The sequence below is a fragment of the Streptomyces sp. NBC_00683 genome, from assembly GCF_036226745.1.
Classification (GTDB): Bacteria; Actinomycetota; Actinomycetes; order Streptomycetales; family Streptomycetaceae; genus Streptomyces.
The window spans coordinates 5,377,501-5,396,244 of sequence record NZ_CP109013.1 but is presented as its reverse complement, the minus strand read 5'-3'; the positions used below and the strand labels follow the sequence as shown (position 1 = coordinate 5,396,244).

General features: G+C 71.2%; 19 protein-coding genes. 9 read left to right on the top strand and 10 right to left on the bottom strand.

What is annotated here, in order from left to right:
• Window positions 1–20: 20 nt before the first annotated feature.
• Both OG257_RS24105 and OG257_RS24100 read left to right on the top strand, forming a co-directional pair.
• Window positions 21–677 (top strand): class I SAM-dependent methyltransferase, encoded by a 657-nt coding sequence (locus OG257_RS24105; protein ID WP_329210620.1) that lies wholly within the window; start codon window positions 21–23, stop codon window positions 675–677.
• A 214-nt stretch (window positions 678–891) separates the two neighbouring features.
• Complete coding sequence (locus OG257_RS24100; protein WP_329210619.1) at window positions 892–1,719, top strand: alpha/beta fold hydrolase; 828 nt, start codon at window positions 892–894, stop codon at window positions 1,717–1,719.
• A gap of 17 nt (window positions 1,720–1,736) precedes the next feature.
• On the opposite strand, the gene OG257_RS24095 is transcribed toward OG257_RS24100, so the two are convergent.
• A complete protein-coding gene (locus OG257_RS24095) occupies window positions 1,737–2,474 on the bottom strand; it encodes an SDR family oxidoreductase (RefSeq protein WP_329210616.1) in 738 nt (245 codons plus the stop codon).
• A 124-nt stretch (window positions 2,475–2,598) separates the two neighbouring features.
• Between OG257_RS24095 and ligD the strand changes: the two genes are divergently transcribed.
• Window positions 2,599–3,558, top strand: a complete 960-nt coding sequence (ligD, locus tag OG257_RS24090; protein WP_329210614.1) for a non-homologous end-joining DNA ligase — start codon at window positions 2,599–2,601, stop codon at window positions 3,556–3,558.
• Window positions 3,559–3,573: 15 nt separating this feature from the next.
• On the opposite strand, the gene ku is transcribed toward ligD, so the two are convergent.
• Window positions 3,574–4,527, bottom strand: a complete 954-nt coding sequence (ku, locus tag OG257_RS24085; RefSeq protein ID WP_329210612.1) for a non-homologous end joining protein Ku — start codon at window positions 4,525–4,527, stop codon at window positions 3,574–3,576.
• A 241-nt stretch (window positions 4,528–4,768) separates the two neighbouring features.
• Between ku and OG257_RS24080 the strand changes: the two genes are divergently transcribed.
• From OG257_RS24080 to OG257_RS24065, 4 genes are all read left to right on the top strand, one after another.
• Entirely contained in the window at window positions 4,769–6,079 is a 1,311-nt protein-coding gene (locus tag OG257_RS24080; protein WP_329210610.1) for a cation:proton antiporter, read from the top strand.
• A gap of 388 nt (window positions 6,080–6,467) precedes the next feature.
• Entirely contained in the window at window positions 6,468–7,310 is an 843-nt protein-coding gene (locus tag OG257_RS24075) for an excalibur calcium-binding domain-containing protein (protein WP_329210608.1), read from the top strand.
• Window positions 7,311–7,430: 120 nt separating this feature from the next.
• Complete coding sequence (locus tag OG257_RS24070; protein ID WP_329210607.1) at window positions 7,431–8,285, top strand: class II fructose-bisphosphate aldolase; 855 nt, start codon at window positions 7,431–7,433, stop codon at window positions 8,283–8,285.
• A 27-nt stretch (window positions 8,286–8,312) separates the two neighbouring features.
• The gene (locus OG257_RS24065) at window positions 8,313–9,092 is read left to right on the top strand and encodes a DeoR/GlpR family DNA-binding transcription regulator (protein WP_329210606.1); all 780 of its coding nucleotides are present in this window, start codon (window positions 8,313–8,315) and stop codon (window positions 9,090–9,092) included.
• A gap of 18 nt (window positions 9,093–9,110) precedes the next feature.
• Here the strand turns inward: OG257_RS24065 and OG257_RS24060 are convergent, their stop codons facing one another.
• From OG257_RS24060 to OG257_RS24050, 3 genes are all read right to left on the bottom strand, one after another.
• Window positions 9,111–9,644, bottom strand: a complete 534-nt coding sequence (locus tag OG257_RS24060; protein ID WP_329210604.1) for a hypothetical protein — start codon at window positions 9,642–9,644, stop codon at window positions 9,111–9,113.
• Between the two features lie 61 nt (window positions 9,645–9,705).
• Window positions 9,706–10,290, bottom strand: coding sequence for a TetR/AcrR family transcriptional regulator (locus OG257_RS24055; RefSeq protein ID WP_329210602.1), 585 nt, complete (start codon window positions 10,288–10,290; stop codon window positions 9,706–9,708).
• Window positions 10,287–11,756, bottom strand: a complete 1,470-nt coding sequence (locus tag OG257_RS24050; protein WP_329210600.1) for an MFS transporter — start codon at window positions 11,754–11,756, stop codon at window positions 10,287–10,289. Before OG257_RS24050 ends, OG257_RS24055 begins: the two co-directional genes overlap by 4 nt.
• Before the next feature lie 139 nt (window positions 11,757–11,895).
• On the opposite strand from OG257_RS24050, the gene OG257_RS24045 reads away from it, so the two are divergent.
• Window positions 11,896–12,198, top strand: coding sequence for a hypothetical protein (locus tag OG257_RS24045; RefSeq protein ID WP_329210598.1), 303 nt, complete (start codon window positions 11,896–11,898; stop codon window positions 12,196–12,198).
• A 171-nt stretch (window positions 12,199–12,369) separates the two neighbouring features.
• On the opposite strand, the gene OG257_RS24040 is transcribed toward OG257_RS24045, so the two are convergent.
• A complete protein-coding gene (locus tag OG257_RS24040; RefSeq protein WP_443054472.1) occupies window positions 12,370–13,776 on the bottom strand; it encodes a DUF445 domain-containing protein in 1,407 nt (468 codons plus the stop codon).
• A gap of 141 nt (window positions 13,777–13,917) precedes the next feature.
• On the opposite strand from OG257_RS24040, the gene OG257_RS24035 reads away from it, so the two are divergent.
• Window positions 13,918–15,171: an SGNH/GDSL hydrolase family protein gene (locus OG257_RS24035; RefSeq protein ID WP_329210596.1), complete on the top strand. Its 1,254-nt coding sequence runs from the start codon at window positions 13,918–13,920 to the stop codon at window positions 15,169–15,171.
• A 12-nt stretch (window positions 15,172–15,183) separates the two neighbouring features.
• Here OG257_RS24035 and OG257_RS24030 read toward each other — a convergent pair whose 3' ends face one another.
• The 4 genes from OG257_RS24030 to OG257_RS24015 are packed head-to-tail and all read right to left on the bottom strand — an operon-like array spanning window position 15,184 to window position 18,609.
• On the bottom strand, window positions 15,184–15,852 hold the full coding sequence (locus OG257_RS24030; protein WP_329210594.1) for a DUF1707 SHOCT-like domain-containing protein: 669 nt from the start codon (window positions 15,850–15,852) through the stop codon (window positions 15,184–15,186).
• 55 nt (window positions 15,853–15,907) lie between these two features.
• Window positions 15,908–16,882 carry an ABC transporter ATP-binding protein gene (locus tag OG257_RS24025; protein ID WP_443054573.1) on the bottom strand — a complete coding sequence of 325 codons (975 nt, stop codon included), beginning with the start codon at window positions 16,880–16,882 and terminating at the stop codon, window positions 15,908–15,910.
• A 19-nt stretch (window positions 16,883–16,901) separates the two neighbouring features.
• A complete protein-coding gene (locus OG257_RS24020) occupies window positions 16,902–17,792 on the bottom strand; it encodes an ABC transporter permease (protein WP_443054572.1) in 891 nt (296 codons plus the stop codon).
• A 16-nt stretch (window positions 17,793–17,808) separates the two neighbouring features.
• Window positions 17,809–18,609, bottom strand: a complete 801-nt coding sequence (locus OG257_RS24015) for an ABC transporter permease (protein WP_329210591.1) — start codon at window positions 18,607–18,609, stop codon at window positions 17,809–17,811.
• Window positions 18,610–18,744 lie beyond the last annotated feature (135 nt).

The window sequence follows — 18,744 nt, the reverse complement described above, 5'->3', positions numbered from 1 at the left end:
CCGCTGTCTAGGGTCGGGGCATGACCGACCACTCCCACCTGACCGCCGTCCGGGACTCGTACGACACAGTCGCCGCCACCTATGCCGTACGGGTCCCGCGGCCCGCCGAACTCGACCCTCTGAACCGGGCGGTGCTGGCCGCCTTCGCCGAGCTGGTGCTTGCCGGGGGGAACGGGAGGGTCGCGGACCTCGGCTGCGGCCCCGGCCTGGTGACGGCGCACCTGGCCTCGCTGGGCCTGGACGCGTTCGGCATCGACCTGTCCCCCTCGATGGTCGGGATCGCCCGGGAGGGCAACCCCGAACTGCGGTTCACGGAAGGCTCGATGACCGCGCTGGACCTCGCGGACGACGAACTGGGCGGCATCCTGGCCTGGTACTCCACGCACCACACCCCACCGGAACAACTGCCGCTCGTGTTCGCCGAGTTCCACCGCACCCTGGCGCCCGGCGGACATGTGCTCCTCGGCGGTTACATCGGCGACGACGAACACCTGAGCCCGGCCGAGGCATACGGCCACCCGGTGTCCTACCACTCCCACTTCCTGCCGCTGGACCGCCTCGCGGAGCTGCTGGGCGGGGCGGGTCTCGTCGTCACGGCGCGCCTGGAACAGGCGCCCACCGGCCGGGCGAAGCGCCCCGACGTCTGCATCGTGGCCCGGAAGCCCGAACGCCCGTGAGCCCCTGAGCCGCGTGGCCGTGCGCCGCCGTGCGCCGCGGCGCCGATCGCGGCATCCTCGCAGCGGCGGTAAATTGTCGACATCAGCGCCACCGGACACCGCGCCGGCCGAGCGCGGCCCGGCAGGCGTGCGGCACGGCCGACGTGCGGCGCAGCCGATCCGGTGGGTGCACACGTGCACACAGTCCGTACCGACTCGTTCGAGAGGACCCGTCATGCCGTTCATCACCACGCAGGACCGGACGCCGATCTTCTACAAGGACTGGGGAACGGGACAGCCTGTCGTGTTCAGTCACGGCTGGCCCCTGAACGCCGACGCGTGGGATCCGCAGGCCCGGCTGATGGCGGAGAACGGCTTCCGCTCCATCGCCCACGACCGGCGCGGGCACGGGCGTTCCGGACAGCCCTGGAACGGCAACGACCTCGACACGTACGCCGACGACCTGGCGGCACTGATCGAGGAGCTCGACCTGCGCGACATCATCCTGGTCGGCCACTCCACGGGCGGCGGCGAGGTGACGCGCTACATCGGCCGCCACGGCACGGGCCGGGTCGCCAAGGCCGTCCTGCTCGGTGCGATCCCGCCAATGATGCTGAAGACCGAGGCGAACCCGGAAGGGCTGCCTCGCGAGGTGTTCGACGGCATCCGCAAGGGCGTCGCGACCGATCGCTCGCAGTTCTACCAGGAGCTCAGCGAGGCCTTCTACGGCGCCAACCGTCCTGGGGCGGACGTCTCCCGGGGCACCCGCGACGCGTTCTGGCAGTGGTCGCTGCAGGTCGGGATCAAGGGCGCGTACGACTGCGTCAAGGCGTTCTCCGAGACGGACCTCACCGAGGACCTGAAGGCCTTCGACATCCCGACCCTCATCGTCCACGGCAGCGACGACCAGATCGTCCCCATCGTGGCCTCGGCGGAGAAGTCCTCCGAGATCGTCAAGGACGCCACGCTCAAGGTGTACGAGGGGGCTCCGCACGGCCTGTCGATGGTCGCCCCGTTCAAGGACGTCTTCGACGCGGACCTGCTGGCCTTCGCCCGCGCCTGAGCGGGCCGCCGCGCCGGTCAGGCCGAGGCGAGCCAGTCGCGGTAGTGGGTGGGCGCGATGAGCACGTCGCTCTTGGCGATGATGGCGTCGCCCGGTACGGCCGCGAACATTCCGGCGCTGTCGTCCGTGACGACGGTGCGCTTGTCGCCGCGGGCGGCCAGCGTGATCCTGCCGAGCTCGTCCAGCGGAAAGACCTCGGGGCCGGCGACGTCGCGGGTGCCGCCGAGGGGGCTGTCGACGGTGACGTCGGCCACCGCCCGGGCGACGTCCGCCGCGGCCATGGGCTGCAGCGGGGTGGACGGCAGGCGGACGGTCTCCCCGTCGTCGGTCCAGGACAGAACCGCGTCCATGAACTCGAAGAACTGCGTGGCCCGGACGATCGAGTACGGCACGGGCCCGGCCTTCAGCACGTCCTCCTGGAGGACCTTGGCCCGGTAGTAGTCGAGGCCGGGCACCTGGTCCGCGCCGACGATGGACAGGACGACCGCGTGGCCGACCCCCGCCCGCTCGGCTGCCGCGAGGAGGTTGTCCATCGTGATCCGGAAGAAGTCGAGGGAGACGTCGTCGAAGGTGGGCGAGTTCGTCAGGTTGACGACGGCATCGGCCCCTTCGAGTGCCTGGGGCAGTCCCTGGCCGGTGAGGAGATCGACACCGGTGGACAGCGAGTGCGGTACCGCTTCATGTCCGGCAGCGTTCAGGATCTTCACCACCTGTGAACCGATGAGTCCCGTTCCGCCGATCACTGCGACCTTCATGTCTTGTCTCCCGGAGAGTGAACCCTGGATCCGATATGCCGGATTTGCCACGACTTGCTCACTCTACTCAGACGGCCGGGAAAGCGGTCGGGAAAGTACCGCCGCGGACTGAGAAGGTTGATCCATGGCCACTCTGCCCCGGATTGCCCCGATGCTCGCCACACCCGGCACCCTGCCGCCCGCGGCCACCGACGACCAGTGGGCGTTCGAGGTGAAGCAGGACGGCCAGCGGGCCGTCGTCTACCTGCCGGGAGACGGCACCGTGGAACTGCTGGCCCGCTCAGGTGCCGACATCACGGCCGCCTATCCGGAACTCGCGGCGCTCGGCCCCGCGCTCGACGGCGTACCGGCCGTACTGGACGGCGAGATCGTCGCACTGGACAGCCAGGGGCGCAGCGACTTCGAGCGGCTGCAGTCCCGCATGGGGCTCTCCGGGTCGCCCGCCAGGGCCGCCCGCATGGCGGAGCGGGTCCCCGCCCACCTCGTCCTGTTCGACGCCCTGTTCCTCCGCGGCACCAGCCTCCTCCCGCTGCCGTACACGGAACGCCGTGCGGCCCTGGAGGACCTGGGACTCGGCGGGGCGCACTGGTCGACGCCCGCGGTCGTCGTCGGGCACGGCGAGGAGGCCCTCGGGATGACCCGGGAGGCCGGACTGGAGGGCCTGATCGCCAAGCGGCTCTCCTCCGCGTACGAGCCGGGGGTCCGCGCCCGTACCTGGATCAAGATCCGCCACGTACACACCGTGGACGTCGTCGTGGGCGGCTGGGTGCCCGGTCGCGGCCGGCTGGACGGGCTGCCCGGAGCGCTGCTGGTCGGCGAACGGCACGAGGGCGGGCTGCGCTACGCGGGCAACGTCGGGACGGGGTGGAGCGACGCGGAGCGGACCACCCTCGGCGAGCTGCTCCGGGTCGCCGAGATCGACACCTGCCCGTTCGACGGGGTGCCACCGATCGCGGGTGCGCGGTGGGTGCTGCCGCGGCTGGTCGGCGAGGTGCGGTACGCGACCCGGACCAGGGCGGGGCGGCTGCGCCAGCCCTCCTGGCACCGGCTGCGGCCGGATCTCGCCCCGGACGACCTCGAGTGAGGAGGTGCGCCGGGCTCAGGACGCCGTCCGCTTCCTGGCGGCCGTCTTCCGCGCCGGTTTCCCGGCCGTCTTCGCCGTCTTGTTGGCCGTCGTCTTCCTGGCCGCCGTCTTCTTCGCGGCCCGCTTCCGGGTACCGGACTTCATCTCGTGCACGGTCGCGTGCTCGTCCTCCGTCCCGGTGGCCTCGCCGCGCGTCTCCTTCGCCGCCTTCACCGAGGCGTTCAGAGCGGCCATGAGGTCCATGACCTTCCCCGGCTCCTCCTCCTCGCCCCCGCGCGGCTCCGGCAGCTCCTTGCCCTCCGACTTGGCCGCGATCAGCTCCTCCAGAGCGTCCCGGTAGCGGTCCCGGAAGCCGGAGATGTCATCGAGGGCCATCGTGTCGGTGAGCTGGACGGCCCGCTCGATCTCGTCCTCGTCCAGCTCGACCTCGCCCGGCGCCAGGGACTCGGGGCTGCGGATCTCGTCCGGCCACCGCATGGAGTGCAGCACGATGGCGTTGTCCCGCACCCGCAGCAGACCGAGGCGCTCGCGGTTGTGCCAGGCGAACTTGGCGACGGCCACCTTGTCGCTGCGCTCCAGCGCCTTGCGCAGCAGGGTGTACGGCTTCGCCGCGACCTGGCCGTCGGTCGCGAGGTAGTAGCTGTCGCTGATCCGTACCGGATCGATCCGGTCCGCGTCGACGAACGCCACGATCTCGATCGCCTTCGCCGTCGGCAACGGCATCCGGTCGAGCTCCTCGTCCGTGACGGGCACGGTCCGGTCCTTGGCGACCTCGTATCCCTTGCCGATCTCGTCCTGCGAGAGGACCTGGCCGTCGAGCTCGCACACCTTGCGGGTACGGATCCGGCCCATGTCCTCGAGGTGGTACTGGTGGAAGGAGATCGAGTGGTTCTCGGTGGCGGACACCACCTTGATCGGGATGGTGACCAGCCCGAAGCTGATCGCTCCGGTCCACAGGGGCCGCGGCATCCAGTACCTCCAGACCCCCCTGGTGGCTGGGCTGTGCAGATCTCACATCCCCCTCACCGTAGAACGCCCGGAGCGTGGCCGCCCGTCCGTGGCCCCCTTTGCGCGACCCCGGCCGCGATGGCGGCTGCAGGCAGTGGCGGCCGATCCGGTGCCGCACGCGTGTCGGTGCCGTGCTGCGGATCCGGCCCCGCGCCACACTGACTCTCGGCTCCGTGCTTGGCGACAGGAAGAGCGGGACGTCATGAGTGGTGGCAGCGCCTGGACCGGAGCCACAATTGCGGCCGTCACCGCCGGCTACGCGCTGTTCTCGCGCCGCCTGAGCTCGACACCGGTATCGGCTCCCATGGTGTTCACCGGCTTCGGTGTGCTCATCGGCCCGATCGGGCTGGACGTTCTCGACCTGGGGCACGACGCGGGCCCCGTGATGGTGCTGGCCGAGGCCGCACTGGCCCTCCTGCTGTTCACCGACGCGATGACGGTACGCCGACAGACCCTTCGCGCGGGCCGCTTCCTGCCCCTGCGTCTGCTGGCCATCGGCCTGCCCCTGTGCATCGCAGCGGGGTGGCTGCTGGCATGGCCCCTGTTTCCCGGCCTGACCATGTGGGAGTTCGCGTTGCTGGGCGCCGTCCTCGCCCCCACCGACGCGGCGCTCGGCAAGACCGCCGGCTCCAGTCCCCGCGTTCCGGCCCTCGTACGCCAAGGGCTCAACGTCGAGAGCGGCCTGAACGACGGCCTCGCACTGCCGTTCTTCCTCCTGTTCCTTGCCGCCCTCCCGGGCACGCTCGCCTCCGAGGAAGGCGCGGGCGGAGTGTTCTGGCGGTCGGTGGTCATCAGCACCCTGGTGGGTCTGGCCCTCGGCTGGGCCGGAGGAAGGCTGCTGGCCCTCGCACAAGCCCGGGACTGGGCGACGGGCGAATGGCAGCAGGTGGCCGTCCTGGCCGTGGCCTTCTGCGCGTACGGCGTGGCGGCCGGCATCGACGGAAGCGGGTTCATCGCCACCTGGATGGGCGGGTTCGCGTTCGGTACGGCCCTGCGCACGGGCAGTTCGGCGGCAGAGGACCGGGCCGAGAAACGGCCGTCCGACCTGGCCGAGTACGTGGGCGGGCTGCTGGGGACCATGAGCTTCCTCGCCTTCGGGGCGGTCCTGCTCGGCCCGGCGCTGGAGCACCTGAACTGGCGCATCATCACGTACGCGGTCCTCAGCCTGACGATCGTCAGAATGCTTCCGGTCACCCTCGCGCTGATCGGCACCGGGATGCGGGCGCCCACCCTCGCCTACATGGGCTGGTTCGGCCCCCGCGGCCTGGCCTCGGTGGTCTTCGGACTTCTCCTGGTCGAGGACCGTGTGCCCGGAATGGAACTCCTGGGACAGGTCATCGCGGTCACCATCGGCCTCAGCATCCTGCTGCACGGCATGTCGGCGCCGTACTTCGCCAACCTCTACGGCGACTGGTACGACACCGCCAAGGCCGCCGACCCCGACCTCTGCGAGGCCCGGGGCACAGCCGAAGCCTCCCCCGGACACCACCCCGGCTCACGACGCCTGCGCTGAACCGAGCACAGGACCGGAGCCCGGTGGCGAGGGAGCGCGGGCATCCGGAATCCGGGACCGGCACGGCCGGGGCCGTGCCGGCAGGGCATGAGCCGGGAGGCGGACCGGAGCGCCCGGAAGGGAGAACCGGCCCGAGAGGGCCGAGGCGCGACCGGGCCACCGCCCGTACTCCCGATCCTCGCGCCACGGCCCCGGGACCGCATGTGGATCACCGCAGGGACGTCCACGCGGGGCAGTGAGGCGCCGCACGACAGGTCCTCCACATCTCCTCCATGTTTTCATCACAATTCCGCTTCCTTTCGCCGAAGCCCTCCTCCCGGCCCCCCGCCGCTGCGAGCATCGCCGCTTCACCCGCACAGAAATACTGCGCAAATGCCTTGGGGGACACATGACTTCGAGAGTGAAGAGCGGTCCGGTCCGGATCTCCGCAGGGATCGCCGTCCTGGCGATGGCCCTGGCGGGGTGCGGAGGAAGCGGCAGTGACGCGAAGACAGTGGCCGACTCGTCCCGGACGGCCTCCGGTGAGCGGGCACTCGCGCTCGTGGACGACGAGGCGAGCGCGGACGCCGGCACGGAAATCGTGATCGAGGCGCTCGCCAACGATGCCGTGACCCTGGAGGACGGCACGGACGCACCGCTCCTCGGCACCTACGAGACGGACCGGTTCACCTTCTCCGTCGAGAGCCCGACCCCGCACGGGACCGTCACCGTCAAGGGGACCTCGCTCGTATACACGTCCGCGGCCGATTACGGCGGCGAGGACGAGTTCACCTATCACGTCCTGGTCAACGGGAAGGCGGCACCCAGCGGCAGTGCCGTCGTGCGGATCACCGTGGCCGCGCCCGCCCCGACCCCGACCCCGACTCCCACGCCCACGCCCACGCCGAAGGCGAAGGTTTCCACCGAACCCTCGGTGTACTACCGCAACTGCGACGCGGTACGGGCGGCCGGGGCCGCACCCGTCCGCCGCGGGGACCCGGGCTACGCGGCCCATCTGGACCGTGACAACGACGGGGTCGGCTGCGAGCCCTACGGGACCGGGTCCGGCACGGGATCCTCCAGCGGCGGTTCGACAAGCGGCGGCTCGACGGACGGCGGTTCCTCCGGCGGCGACACGTACTACGCCAACTGCTCCGCCGTGCGCGCCGCAGGGGCCGCGCCCATCCACCGCGGGGACCCCGGCTACGGCTCCCACCTCGACCGGGACGGCGACGGCGTCGCCTGCGAGTAGAGGGCGCCGAGCGGGCAGATTTTGAGCACACGGGACCCGGGAAGCTTGAAGTTGCTTCAAGTGCGCAATAATCGAGCAACTTCAAGCATCGCTCGCCGTCGTACCCACGAAGGAAGCCCCATGCCGCTCATATCCACCGGTGACATCGCACACCGCGCCAGGACGAACACGACGGGTGTCGGGGCGTTCAACGTCGTGCAGATCGAACACGCGCAGGCCATCGTCGGCGGGGCGGAAGCGGCCGGGCTGCCGGTGATCCTGCAGATCAGCGAGAACACGGCTCGCTACCACGGCTCCCTCGAACCGATCGGGCTCGCCTCGCTCGCCCTCGCACGGGCGGCGAGCGTTCCCGTGGCCGTCCATCTGGACCATGCCGAATCGGCCGGCCTCGTACGCGAGGCCGTCCGGCTCGGCTTCACCTCCGTCATGTTCGACGCGTCCACGCTCCCGTACGACGAGAACGTCGCCGCGACCCGCGCCGTCGCGGAGTACTGCCACATCCACGATGTGTGGGTGGAGGCCGAGCTCGGCGAGGTCGGCGGCAAGGACGGGGCCCACGCCCCCGGGGTGCGCACCGACCCGGACGAAGCACGGGCGTACGTCGGCGCCACGGACGTCGACGCCCTCGCCGTGGCCGTCGGCAGCTCGCACGCGATGCTCACCCGCGACGCCGCGCTCGACTTCGGGCTCATCTCCCGGCTGCGCGACGCGGTGGGCGTCCCGCTCGTCCTGCACGGCTCGTCCGGAGTCGGGGACACGGGCCTGGCCAGGGCCGTCGCCGCGGGCATGACGAAGGTGAACATCTCCACCCATCTGAACAAGCTGTTCACCCAGGCAGTCCGCGCCTACCTGGACACCCACACCGAGGCGGCCGACCCGCGCAAGTACCTCGGCCCGGCCCGCGAAGCCGTCACGACCGAGGTGACGCGCCTGCTGCACGTCCTGGCCCGGACCGGCCCCGGCCAGGCGCGATAGGGTTCGGCGGCGAACAAGGAGGAACAGGTGGCGGCACACACCCGATGGACCCGGCTGCTGGAGATCCTCAGCGAACAGGGTCATCTCGACGTCCTCGACGCGGCCGCGCGACTGGACTGCTCGGCCGCCACCGTACGGCGCGACCTGGACGAGCTCGCCCGGCAGAACCTGCTGACCCGCACCCGGGGCGGCGCGGTGGTCAGCACCGTCGCGTACGACCTGCCGTTGCGCTACAAGGCGGCCCGCAGGGCGGACGAGAAGCAGCGCATCGCGAAGGCAGCGGCCGAACTGATCCCCTCGGGCTCCACGGTGGGGATCAACGGGGGCACGACGACCTCGGAAGTGGCCAGGGAGCTGGCCGTACGGCCGGAGCCCGCGGGCGGCGGGATCGCGCTGACCGTGGTCACCAACGCGATCAACATCGCCAACGAACTGGCGGTCCGCCCCCAGGTGAAGATCGTCGTCACCGGCGGGGTGGCCCGCCCGAACTCGTACGAACTCGTCGGCCCGCTGGTCGACTCCGTGCTGCGCACGCTCGCGCTCGACTACACGATCCTCGGTGTGGACGCCGTCCATCCGCTCTTCGGAGCGGCCACCCACGACGAGTCGGAGGCCGGCGCCAACCGGGCTCTCGCCGAGTGCGCGGGCACGGTGATCGTGGTGGCCGACTCCTCCAAGCTGGGCCGCCGGGCGTTCGCCCAGGTCTGCGAGACGAGCGCCGTGTCGATCCTGGTGACGGACAAGGACGCGCCCGAGGAGACCGTCGAGGAGTTCACCGGCCTCGGGATCGACGTGCTGCGCGTGTGACTCCCCCGGCGTGCCGGGTCAGCGGTAGTCGTCCGGGTGGCCCTGCATCCAGGTGTTGATGCGGTCGCGGGTGCCGATCAGCTGGGTGCGGTGCTTCTCCAGGTTGGCCGTGGAGGTGTCGTTCTTCAGCTCCGAACGCAGGGTGCCCATCCAGGCCAGGGGCTCCTTGAAGTGGCCCGGACCCTTCGCGTCCGCCTTCATGGCCGCGTCCAGGCCGTTCAGTTCCTCGTTGACCCGGCCCAGGAAGTAGGCGCAGTTACCGTCGCCCGGGGTGCAACTGTCGTACAGGGTCGCCTGCAGTCCTGCGAAGGCATCGCGGACCAACTCGGGACCCGCTGCGGCGACCCCCTCCGGGCTCGCCGGGGGAGACGCCTCCCCTTCCGCCTCCGCCCCGTCGGCCGCCGCGCTCGCCGCTGCGGCGTTCACCTCCGGCGCCACCTGGGGAACGTCACCGCCCGGCCCGTTCGTGGTGGTCGCCTCCGAGCAGCCGACCAGGCCCGCTCCCAGGATCACGGCCGGTACGGCGGCACGCAGAGCGCTGCGGATGAACATGAGGCCCCCCTCGTCGTTTGGCCCAGACCTTACTATCCGGGGCCGGCCTGCTGACGGCCGGTCAGCCGGCGACGAGGCTCTGGAGGGCGGGGGCGTACAGGTCCGCGAGATGCTCCGGGGTGGCGCGGGAGCCGGCGCCCTCGCGGTGGAGGCTGAGCGTTGCGCCCAGGCCGATCAGGTGGCCGGCGATCAGCTCGGCGCGCAGGGCGCGTTCGCGGCCGGGGAGACGGGCCGTCAGGCGCCCGGTGACCTGCTCGTGGAAGCGGGTGCGGAGCAGGGAGCGCTCGTCGTGGTTGCCGAGGGAGAAGACGACACGCAGCAGGGGGTCGGTCTGGTGCGCCCTGCGGCTGCGTACGAGCGTCAGCACCATGTGGCGGCCGAGCCCGTCGAGCGGGGCGTCGAAGAGCTCCTCGGCGGCCGGGCCGAAGTCCGCGACGGTGTTGAAGAGTTCTTCCTTGCGGCCGAAGTGCTTCACCACGAGGGACGCGCTCACACCGGCATCGGCGGCGATGCCCCGGATGGTCACCTCCGCGTACGGGCGCTGCGTGAACGCCCTGCGCGCGGCACGCAGAATCGCGTTCCTGCCCGTGGGGGCGTCCGGTGCGTCCGGTGCGGGTGTCGCTGCTGCGGTGACTCGGGCGGTCATGCGCCCTCCTGGATCGGCATCGCCCGCGTACGGTTCCTGCTCCTGCGGTTCCCCCCGACCGTACCCGTATCCGCGCGCCCGCCCGGCAGGCACAGCGTCACCGCCAGGGCCAGCAGGGCGGCGCCCGCCGCGATCAGGAAGACCAGCTGGTAGGCCTGGAGTGTCGGAGCCGTACGGCCACCGGCCAGGAAGGTCATGTTGGCGAGCACCGCCGCCACCGTGGCACTGCACAACGCCTGGCCGACCGAGCGCATGAGGGTGTTCAGGCCGTTGGCGGCGCCCGTCTCGCCGACCGGGACCCCGCTCATGACCAGGGCGGGCAGCGCCGAGTACGCGATGGCGGTGCCCGCGGCGACGACTGTCGCGCCCGCGACGATCAGCCACAGGCTGTGGCTGGTGAAGTACCGCACGACGTAGCCCACGGCGATGATCCCGGCGGCCAGCGCGAGGCTGGTCCTCGGGCCGCGCCCGGCGGAGATCCGCGCCGATACGGGCGAGAGCGCCACCATCGCCAGGCCGCCCGGCAGCAGGCACAGGCCGCTCACGACGAGCGAGGCGCCGAGCCCGTAACCGGTGGCTTTCGGCTCCTGCACCATCTGGGCGGTGACCAGGGAGTTCGCGTAGAAGGCGAAGCCGATCAGCAGGGCGGCGACGTTCGTGAGGAGCACCGCGGGACGGGCCGAGACCCGCAGGTCGACCATGGGGGTGGGCCTGCGGAGCTCGTACGCGCCCCAGAGCGGCGCGACGACGACGGCGACGGCGAGCAGACCGAGGGTGCGCGCCGACGTCCCGCCCCAGTCGCCGCCCTGGGTGACCGCGAGCAGCAGGCAGACCAGCGCCGCCGACAGGCCGAGCGCGCCGATCGCGTCGAAGCGGCCGCGGGAGCGCAGCGGGGACTCCGGTACGCAGCGGAGCACCAGGACGATGTCCAGGACGCCGATGGCCCCGGAGACCCAGAACATCGTGTGCCAGTCGAAGTTCTCGATCACGAGCGCCGCGACCGGCAGGCCGACGGCCGCCCCGATGCCGAGCGTCGAGCTCATCAGGGCGACCGCGGACAGCACGCGCTCGGGCGGCAGTTCGTCCCGCAGGATGCTGATGCCCAGGGGTACGACGGCGATCGCCGCTCCCTGCAGGGCACGGCCGGCGATCAGCACGCCGATGTGGGAGCTGACGGCGCACAGCACCGAGCCGACGACGAGCACGCCGAGGGACGCGACGAGCACGCGGCGCTTTCCGTACATGTCGCCGACCCTGCCGAGGACCGGGGTGAACACCGCGCCGGTGAGGAGGGTGACGGTGACCAGCCAGCTGGCGGCGGCGGGGGTGGCCCCGGTGAGGGCCGGGACGTGCGGGAGGAGCGGGACGACGATCGTCTGCATGACCGCGACCACGACGCCGCAGAAGGCCAGCACGCCGACGGCGAAGCGAGGGTGGTCCGGGGCGGCGGTGGCCGGAGCGGTCATGTGGTCTCCTACGCAGAGGGGTGCACAAGCGTTCACCTTCAGGGTAAACGCTTGTGCACCCCCTGGGTGCCACTGGAGTTCGAAGCAGCGCGTTAGCCTCGGAGCCTCGACCTGTACGAAGGAAGCGAAGGTGGCTGCGATGGCGAAGGTCCCGGCGGCGGCAGTGGCGGCGAGCGGACTCCTCGGGGGGTACGGGGTCGCCCGGTGGACCGGGAAGCGGCCGCTCGGCGGTGTCGCGCTCGCCGCCGCCGGCTCCCTCGCCGCGTACGAGTGGAACCGGCAGGCCGGGCCCCGGGCGGCCGTCGGGCTGACCGTCGCCTACGTCGCCGCGTTCGCCGGATCGCACCCGCTCGCCAAGAAGGTCGGTGCCTGGCCCGCGGTGTTCGCCGTCGCGGGCGGGGTCGCCGCGGCCTCGTGGGTGGTCACACGGCGCAGCGCCTGAGAAAAAGGCGCGCCGGGCGATGAACACCGGCGGCGGGCGGCACGTACTGAACGGCAACTCCCCCGCGTGACCCGGGGGTGCCCCCGTACGACAGGACGGCGGGCACCCCCGGTGCTTTCCCTCCACCGCGCCGCGCCGGCCACGGTTTCCGCCGACGCCCCGGGAGCGCTGTCAGCCGCCCAGTGCCCGTGAGACCGAATAGATCGCCAGACCGGCCAGCGCGCCCACCACCGTGCCGTTGATCCGGATGAACTGCAGGTCGCGGCCGATGTGCGCCTCGATCTTCTTGGAGGTCTGGTCCGCGTCCCAGCCGGCGACGGTGTCGCTGATCAGCGACGTGATCTCCGTGCGGTACGTCGTGACGACGTACACCGCCGCGTCCTCCAGCCAGCCCTCCAGCTTGGCCTGCAGCCGCTCGTCCGTCGCCAGCCTGGCGCCCAGCGACATCAGCGAGGCCCTGGCACGCAGCCGCAGCTCGCTCCGCTCGTCCTCCGCCGCCGCGATGATCATCGTGCGTACCGAGGACCAGGCCGACGCGATGACGTCCTGCACCTCGCCGCGCCCCAGGATCTCCGACTTGAGCCGCTCCACCCGCGCCCGGGTGTCCGAGTCCGTCTGGAGGTCCGCGGCGAAGTCCGTCAGGAACGTGTCGATCGAGTCGCGCGCCGGGTGCCCCGGCATGTCCCGCATCTCCGTGACGAAGCGCAGCAGTTCCTTGTAGACGCGCTCCCCCACCCGCTTGTCGACGAACCTCGGCGTCCAGCCCGGCGCTCCGCCCTGCACCGCGTCCATCACGGACTCGCCGTGCTCGACCAGCCAGTCGTGGGCCCTCACGCAGACGAGGTCGACGACCCTGCGGTGCCCGCCGTCGGCGACGACCTTCTCCAGCATCTTGCCGATGCCGGGACCGACTTCCGCCGCATCCGCCCGCCGGGTGATCGCCTCGCCGACGACCGCCTGCACGTCGGCGTCCCTGAGCACCGTCAGCGCACCGCGCAGCGCGGTCGCGAGCTCCGCGGTCACCCGGTCCGCGTGATCCGGCTCGGCCAGCCACGCCCCGAGCCGCGCGCCGACGCCCAGAGCGTGAATTCGGTCACGAACCACGTCTCCGGAGAGAAAATTCTCGCCCACGAAGGAACCGAGTGACTCCCCGAGCTGGTCCTTCTTGGTGGGGATGATGGCCGTGTGGGGGATGGGGAGTCCGAGCGGGCGGCGGAAGAGCGCCGTGACCGCGAACCAGTCCGCCAGCGCACCCACCATGCCCGCTTCGGCAGCCGCTGCGACGTAGCCCGGCCAGCCACCCACACCCTCGTTCTTCGCCCAGGTGGCGAGGACGTAGACGAGCGCGACGAGCAGGAGCAGACCCGTGGCGGTGGTCTTCATACGGCGCACTCCGCGCTGTTTCTCCTCGTCGGCAGCGGTGTACGCGAAACCGGCCAGCGGCGCCGCCGCCCGACGGGCACCCGGTCCGCCCGCCCCGGGCATCAGCCCCGGCCGCCCGGACACGGGACCGTCCGGCCCCGGTCCCGCCCCGGAATCCTGGCCGGACCCCGTTCCCTGTCCCGCGTCGTGTTCCATCCGCTCCACCCGTCCGCGTACGCGTCACCCAGTGCCGTACGCATTGTCCCTACCTCACCTACTCCCGGGCCGCACGTCGAGTTCCCCACGGCCTGTCGCATCATGAGACCAGCCCGATCATCACAAGGAGAATCACCGCCCATGCCCAGGCGCCAGGGGTATGCCCTGCTCATCGCCCTCATAGCAGGCACCGCCGCGCTCGCTGCCGCACTCGCGTTCGGTACGACACTGATCGCCGGGGAGACCCGGGCGCCGCTCCCCGGACCCGAGGCGCACGCGGCCGCACGCAATCCCGCCGCGCCGGCCAACTCCACCGGCACCTGGGTCGCCACCTGGACCGGAGCGCCCGTCAGCGGCGAACCGGACACGGAACACGGCCTCCCCGGACGCACCATCCGCAACACCGTGCACACCAGCGTCGGTGGCGACGCCGCCCGCATCACCCTCTCCAACCTCTTCGGCACAGCCCCGCTCGTCATCGACGAAGCCACCGTCAACACCCGCCCGGTGACCTTCCGCGGCCGGCCCGTGGTCACCGTCGCCGCAGGCCGTCAGATCGTCAGCGACCCCGTGGTCGTGCCCGTCGCACCCGACGCCGACCTCGTCGTCACCCTGCGCACCCCGTACCGGAGCGGCCCCGTCACCTATCACGCCCACGCCCTGCAGACGTCGTACCTGGCCGACGACCGCGGCACCTGGCGGACCGACCGGTGGCGCTACCTCACCGCGGTGGACGTACGCAACGAGAGCTCACCGGGCGCGATCGTCGTGATCGGCGACTCCCTCACCGCGGGCACCGGCTCCTCCACCGACGCCAACAACCGCTGGCCCGACGTGCTTTCCGACCGGCTGGAGCACCGCTACGGGATCGCCAACCAGGGCATCGCGGGCAACCGCCTGCTGCGCGACAGCGCCCCCGAGAGGAACGGCCGCGGCGGCGTCGGCGGCACCCACCGCTTCGAGCGGGACGTGCTGTCCGTCGCCGGAGCCAGGACCGTCATCATCGCGCTGGGCATCAACGACGTGCAGCAGGCTCCCCAGGAGGAGGACCCCCAGCGCATCGTGGCCGGACTGCGGTCCCTCACGGAACGCGCCCACGCCCGCGGACTGCGGGTCATCGGGACGACGCTGACGCCCTTCCAGGGCTTCGGTACGTGGACACCCGAACGCAACGACGTACGCCTGGCGGTCAACGAACAGATCCGGGCGGGCCGGATCTTCGACGACGTCATCGACTTCGACCGGGCGGTCCGCGACCCCTACGCCCCCAACCGGCTCCTGCCCTCGTACGACTCGGGCGACCGGCTGCACTTCAACGACGCCGGCTACCGGACGCTGGGCCGCCTCGTCGACCTCGCGACGGTGACCGGAACGCCGAAGGCCGGATCCTTCTGACCGCGCCCGCCCTCAGGAACCGTCCGGCTTCTCCAGGCGCAGCCGCTCCGCCTCCTTGAGGCGCTGCCGCTGCGCCTTGTTCCACTTGCGGTCCACACCGACCCCGCCCATCAGGGCGAACCCGGTCACCCGCACCCGCGGCGCGTCCGGAGCCGGTTCGCCGAAGTCGGCGTCCTTCGTCTGCTCGTCGAAACCGCCCATGACGCCGATGCCGTTGACATGGAGGTGCACGTTCGGCGGGACCTTCACCTGCAGCCCGCCCATGATCGCGAAACACCGGATGACGATCTCGCGCTGTTCGAAGTCCGCCTCGCGCAGATCGATCTCGCCCCCGCCCCACATCGCGAACGCGGTGAACTCCCGCCCCACCGTCCAACGGCCCTTGCGGCTGAAGCCGCCCCAGAAGGCGAACCCTCCCGAGGACGTCGCGGGCCCGCCGATACGCCTCGACCAGTCGACGGACGTACCGGGGGCGCGCACGGGCGACGAGGTACCCACGGGCGCAACAGCCGTGCCCGGAACGGGGAGATCGCGCACGATCGGCTCCAGCTCCCCGTGCGTACGCGCCTTGTACGTCGCGTCGAGCCGTTGCTCGAACTCGTCCATCTCCAGCCGGCCCTCGGCCATGGCCTCCCGCAAGGTCTCGGCGACCCGCTCACGTTCCGCATCGGAAGCACGCATGTCCGGACGTTCACTTGTCATACCGCGCAGCCTATAGAGCAACCCGAAGACCGGCCTAGAGACGTGAATCCGACATGTACATCTTCGCGATCACGGCCTCGATGTCCGGCTCCCGCACCGACAGGTCCACCAGCGGATAGTCCGCCGCGATACGCGCCACCAGGGGAGCCGCCGACGCGGACGCCGGGAACGCCAGCCACTGCCGGGGCCCCTCCACCTTCACCACCCGCACCGAGGGCTCCGACGCCAGCTCGATCGGCGGCAGCACCCGCTCCAGATCGACCACCAGCGTGCGCTCGCTCTCCCCCACCTCATGCAGCCCGGACAGCGCACCGTCGTACACCAGACGGCCGTGGTCGATCACCATCACCCGCTTGCACAGCTGCTCGATATCGGTCAGATCGTGCGTGGTCAGCAGCACCGTCGTGGACCGCTCCGCGTTCAAGTCCCGCAGGAACTCACGCACCTTGGCCTTGGAGACCACATCGAGCCCGATCGTCGGCTCGTCCAGGTACAGCACCTCCGGATCGTGCAGCAGCGCCGCCGCGATATCGCCCCGCATCCGCTGCCCCAGCGACAACTGCCGCACCGGAGTCTCCAACAGCTCGCCCAGATCCAGGAGTTCCACGCAACGGTCCAGGTTCTCCCGGAACCGGCGGTCCGGGATCCGGTACATCCGGTGCATCAGCCGGTACGAGTCACGCAGCGGCAGATCCCACCACAGCGTCGTGCGCTGCCCGAACACCACACCGATCCGGTGCGCCAGCTTCGTGCGCTCCCGCGACGGATCGATGCCCGCGACCCGCAGCCGGCCGCCGCTCGGGGTGAGGATCCCCGTCAGCATCTTGATCGTCGTCGACTTGCCCGCCCCGTTCGGGCCGATGTACCCGACCATCTCGCCCCGCGGCACCCGGAAGCTGATGCCGTCCACCGCACGCACCTCGCGCCGCTCCCGGCGCAGGAAACCCGTCCTGCGGTGTACGTCGAAGACCTTCTCGACCCCGTCGAGCTCAATGAAGTCCATGTCCATGTCCATGCCCACCCCTCCCTCAGCTCCCCGTACTGCGGTACGCCCGCAGCCCCGTACGCCACGCCAGCCCCGCAAGCACCCAGCACAGCCCCGCCACCAGCGGCGGCAGGAACGCCACCCACTCCGGCAGCCCCAACGGATAGTCCCTGCCCAGCACATACAGCGCCGGCAGCCAGCTCACGAACGCCAGCGGCACCACGAACGTCACCCCGCGCACCAGGTCCCGCGCGAAGATCGACGGCGGGTACTGGAGCAGAGTCGTCCCCCCGTAGGTGAACGCGTTCTGCACCTCCGAGGCGTCCTGCGCGAAGAACTGGAACGCCGCACCCACCACGAACACCGCCGCGAAGATCGCCGCCCCGCTCAGCACCATCAACGGCAGCATCAGCACCTTCAGCGGGGTCCACGCGATGTCCAGCGTCACCAGGGCATAGCCCAGCACCAGGAGCGCCTGCGTGATCCGGCCCAGCCGGCGCAGCGCGAACCGGTCCGCCGCCACCTGCGCCAGCACCGGCACCGGCCGCACCAGCAGCGTGTCGAGCGTCCCGTCCCGCACCCGCTGCCCCAGCCGGTCCACCGACCCCACCAGCAGATCGCACAGCCCGAACGCGGTCGCCGACACCCCGTACAGCAGGGCGACCTCCGGCAGCGTGTAGCCGCCCAACGCGTCGACGTGCGAGAACATCAGCATGACCGTGAAGAAGTCCGCCCCGGTCATCACGAAGTTGCCGATGGTCGTCATCACGAACGACGCCCGGTACGCCAGCGTCGAACGCAGCCACATCGCCACGATCAGCCCGTACGCCCGGACCCCCTCGACCAGCCGCGACCGGTCGGCGAACGCGATCTCCGGCCGCTCCGGCTCCCGCGCGGCCCCCTTCCCCGGCCGCTCCGGCTCCCTTGCGGCCAGCCTCTCCGTCCCGGCCTCAGCCACCCTGCACCACCACCCTCCTCGTCGCCACGGACTGCAGCAGACGCCCCGCCAGCAGCAGCGCCACCGCCCATCCGGCCTGGAAGGCGTACGCCTGCACCAGACCCCACCCCGTGCGCTTGCCCAGGAACACATCGGCCGGGACCTGCAACAGCGACGACCACGGCAACGCCCGCGCCACCTCCCCCAGCACGCCCGGGAACAGGTTCAGCGGCAGCAGCATCCCGGAGAAGAAGAGCCCCGCCAGCATGGCCATCTGCAGGGCACCCGCCCCGTCCATCAGCCAGAACGCCGACAGCGCGACCAGGAAGCGCAGCGCGAAACTCACCACGACCCCCAGCAGCACCGACACCAGGAAGGCCGGCCACATCCACGCCGACCCCGGCAGCGCCAGGTCGAAGGCCAGGGCCCCCAGCACCATCGGCACGATCCCGCGCCCCAGCAGGTGGAACGCCGCCCGGCCCAGGTCCCCCGCCAGCCACCACAACTGGAGATCGGCGGGCCGGTACAGGTCCACGGCGATGTCGCCCGAACGGATCCGCTCCGTCAGGTCACTCTCGAAGCCGCCGCCCATCATGGCGCAGGTCATCAGCAGGGCCTGACCCAGCCACACGTACGTCAGGGCCTCCGACTGGTCGTAACCGCCGAGCTGCGGACGCTCGTCCCACAGGGCGATATAGGTGTACGCCATGATGAAACCGAAGACGGTGTTGGTGAACACCCCCGCCGCCGTCGCCACCCGGTACGTCGCATGCCGCCGGAACCCACCGGCCGCCACCACCGCATAGAGCAGCACCGCGCCCCCTCCCCCGCCTCATCGGGCCAAAGCGCACGACCCTAGTCCACGACCGGCGGCCGCCGCGACCCGTTATCCGGGGAGGATCCGGTGGTTATCACTCCGAAAAGTGCACTATGGGATAACTGCCCGCAG

Excerpts from the sequence above, each read along its gene's own strand:
- OG257_RS24105 (WP_329210620.1), top strand. The coding sequence starts at position 21 with ATGACCGACCACTCCCACCTGACCGCCGTCCGGGACTCGTACGACACA.
- OG257_RS24100 (WP_329210619.1), top strand. The coding sequence starts at position 892 with ATGCCGTTCATCACCACGCAGGACCGGACGCCGATCTTCTACAAGGAC.
- OG257_RS24095 (WP_329210616.1), bottom strand. The coding sequence starts at position 2,474 with ATGAAGGTCGCAGTGATCGGCGGAACGGGACTCATCGGTTCACAGGTG.
- ligD (WP_329210614.1), top strand. The coding sequence starts at position 2,599 with ATGGCCACTCTGCCCCGGATTGCCCCGATGCTCGCCACACCCGGCACC.
- ku (WP_329210612.1), bottom strand. The coding sequence starts at position 4,527 with ATGCCGCGGCCCCTGTGGACCGGAGCGATCAGCTTCGGGCTGGTCACC.
- OG257_RS24080 (WP_329210610.1), top strand. The coding sequence starts at position 4,769 with ATGAGTGGTGGCAGCGCCTGGACCGGAGCCACAATTGCGGCCGTCACC.
- OG257_RS24075 (WP_329210608.1), top strand. The coding sequence starts at position 6,468 with ATGACTTCGAGAGTGAAGAGCGGTCCGGTCCGGATCTCCGCAGGGATC.
- OG257_RS24070 (WP_329210607.1), top strand. The coding sequence starts at position 7,431 with ATGCCGCTCATATCCACCGGTGACATCGCACACCGCGCCAGGACGAAC.
- OG257_RS24060 (WP_329210604.1), bottom strand. The coding sequence starts at position 9,644 with ATGTTCATCCGCAGCGCTCTGCGTGCCGCCGTACCGGCCGTGATCCTG.
- OG257_RS24055 (WP_329210602.1), bottom strand. The coding sequence starts at position 10,290 with ATGACCGCCCGAGTCACCGCAGCAGCGACACCCGCACCGGACGCACCG.
- OG257_RS24050 (WP_329210600.1), bottom strand. The coding sequence starts at position 11,756 with ATGACCGCTCCGGCCACCGCCGCCCCGGACCACCCTCGCTTCGCCGTC.
- OG257_RS24045 (WP_329210598.1), top strand. The coding sequence starts at position 11,896 with ATGGCGAAGGTCCCGGCGGCGGCAGTGGCGGCGAGCGGACTCCTCGGG.
- OG257_RS24040 (WP_443054472.1), bottom strand. The coding sequence starts at position 13,776 with ATGGAACACGACGCGGGACAGGGAACGGGGTCCGGCCAGGATTCCGGG.
- OG257_RS24035 (WP_329210596.1), top strand. The coding sequence starts at position 13,918 with ATGCCCAGGCGCCAGGGGTATGCCCTGCTCATCGCCCTCATAGCAGGC.
- OG257_RS24030 (WP_329210594.1), bottom strand. The coding sequence starts at position 15,852 with ATGCGTGCTTCCGATGCGGAACGTGAGCGGGTCGCCGAGACCTTGCGG.
- OG257_RS24025 (WP_443054573.1), bottom strand. The coding sequence starts at position 16,882 with ATGGACATGGACTTCATTGAGCTCGACGGGGTCGAGAAGGTCTTCGAC.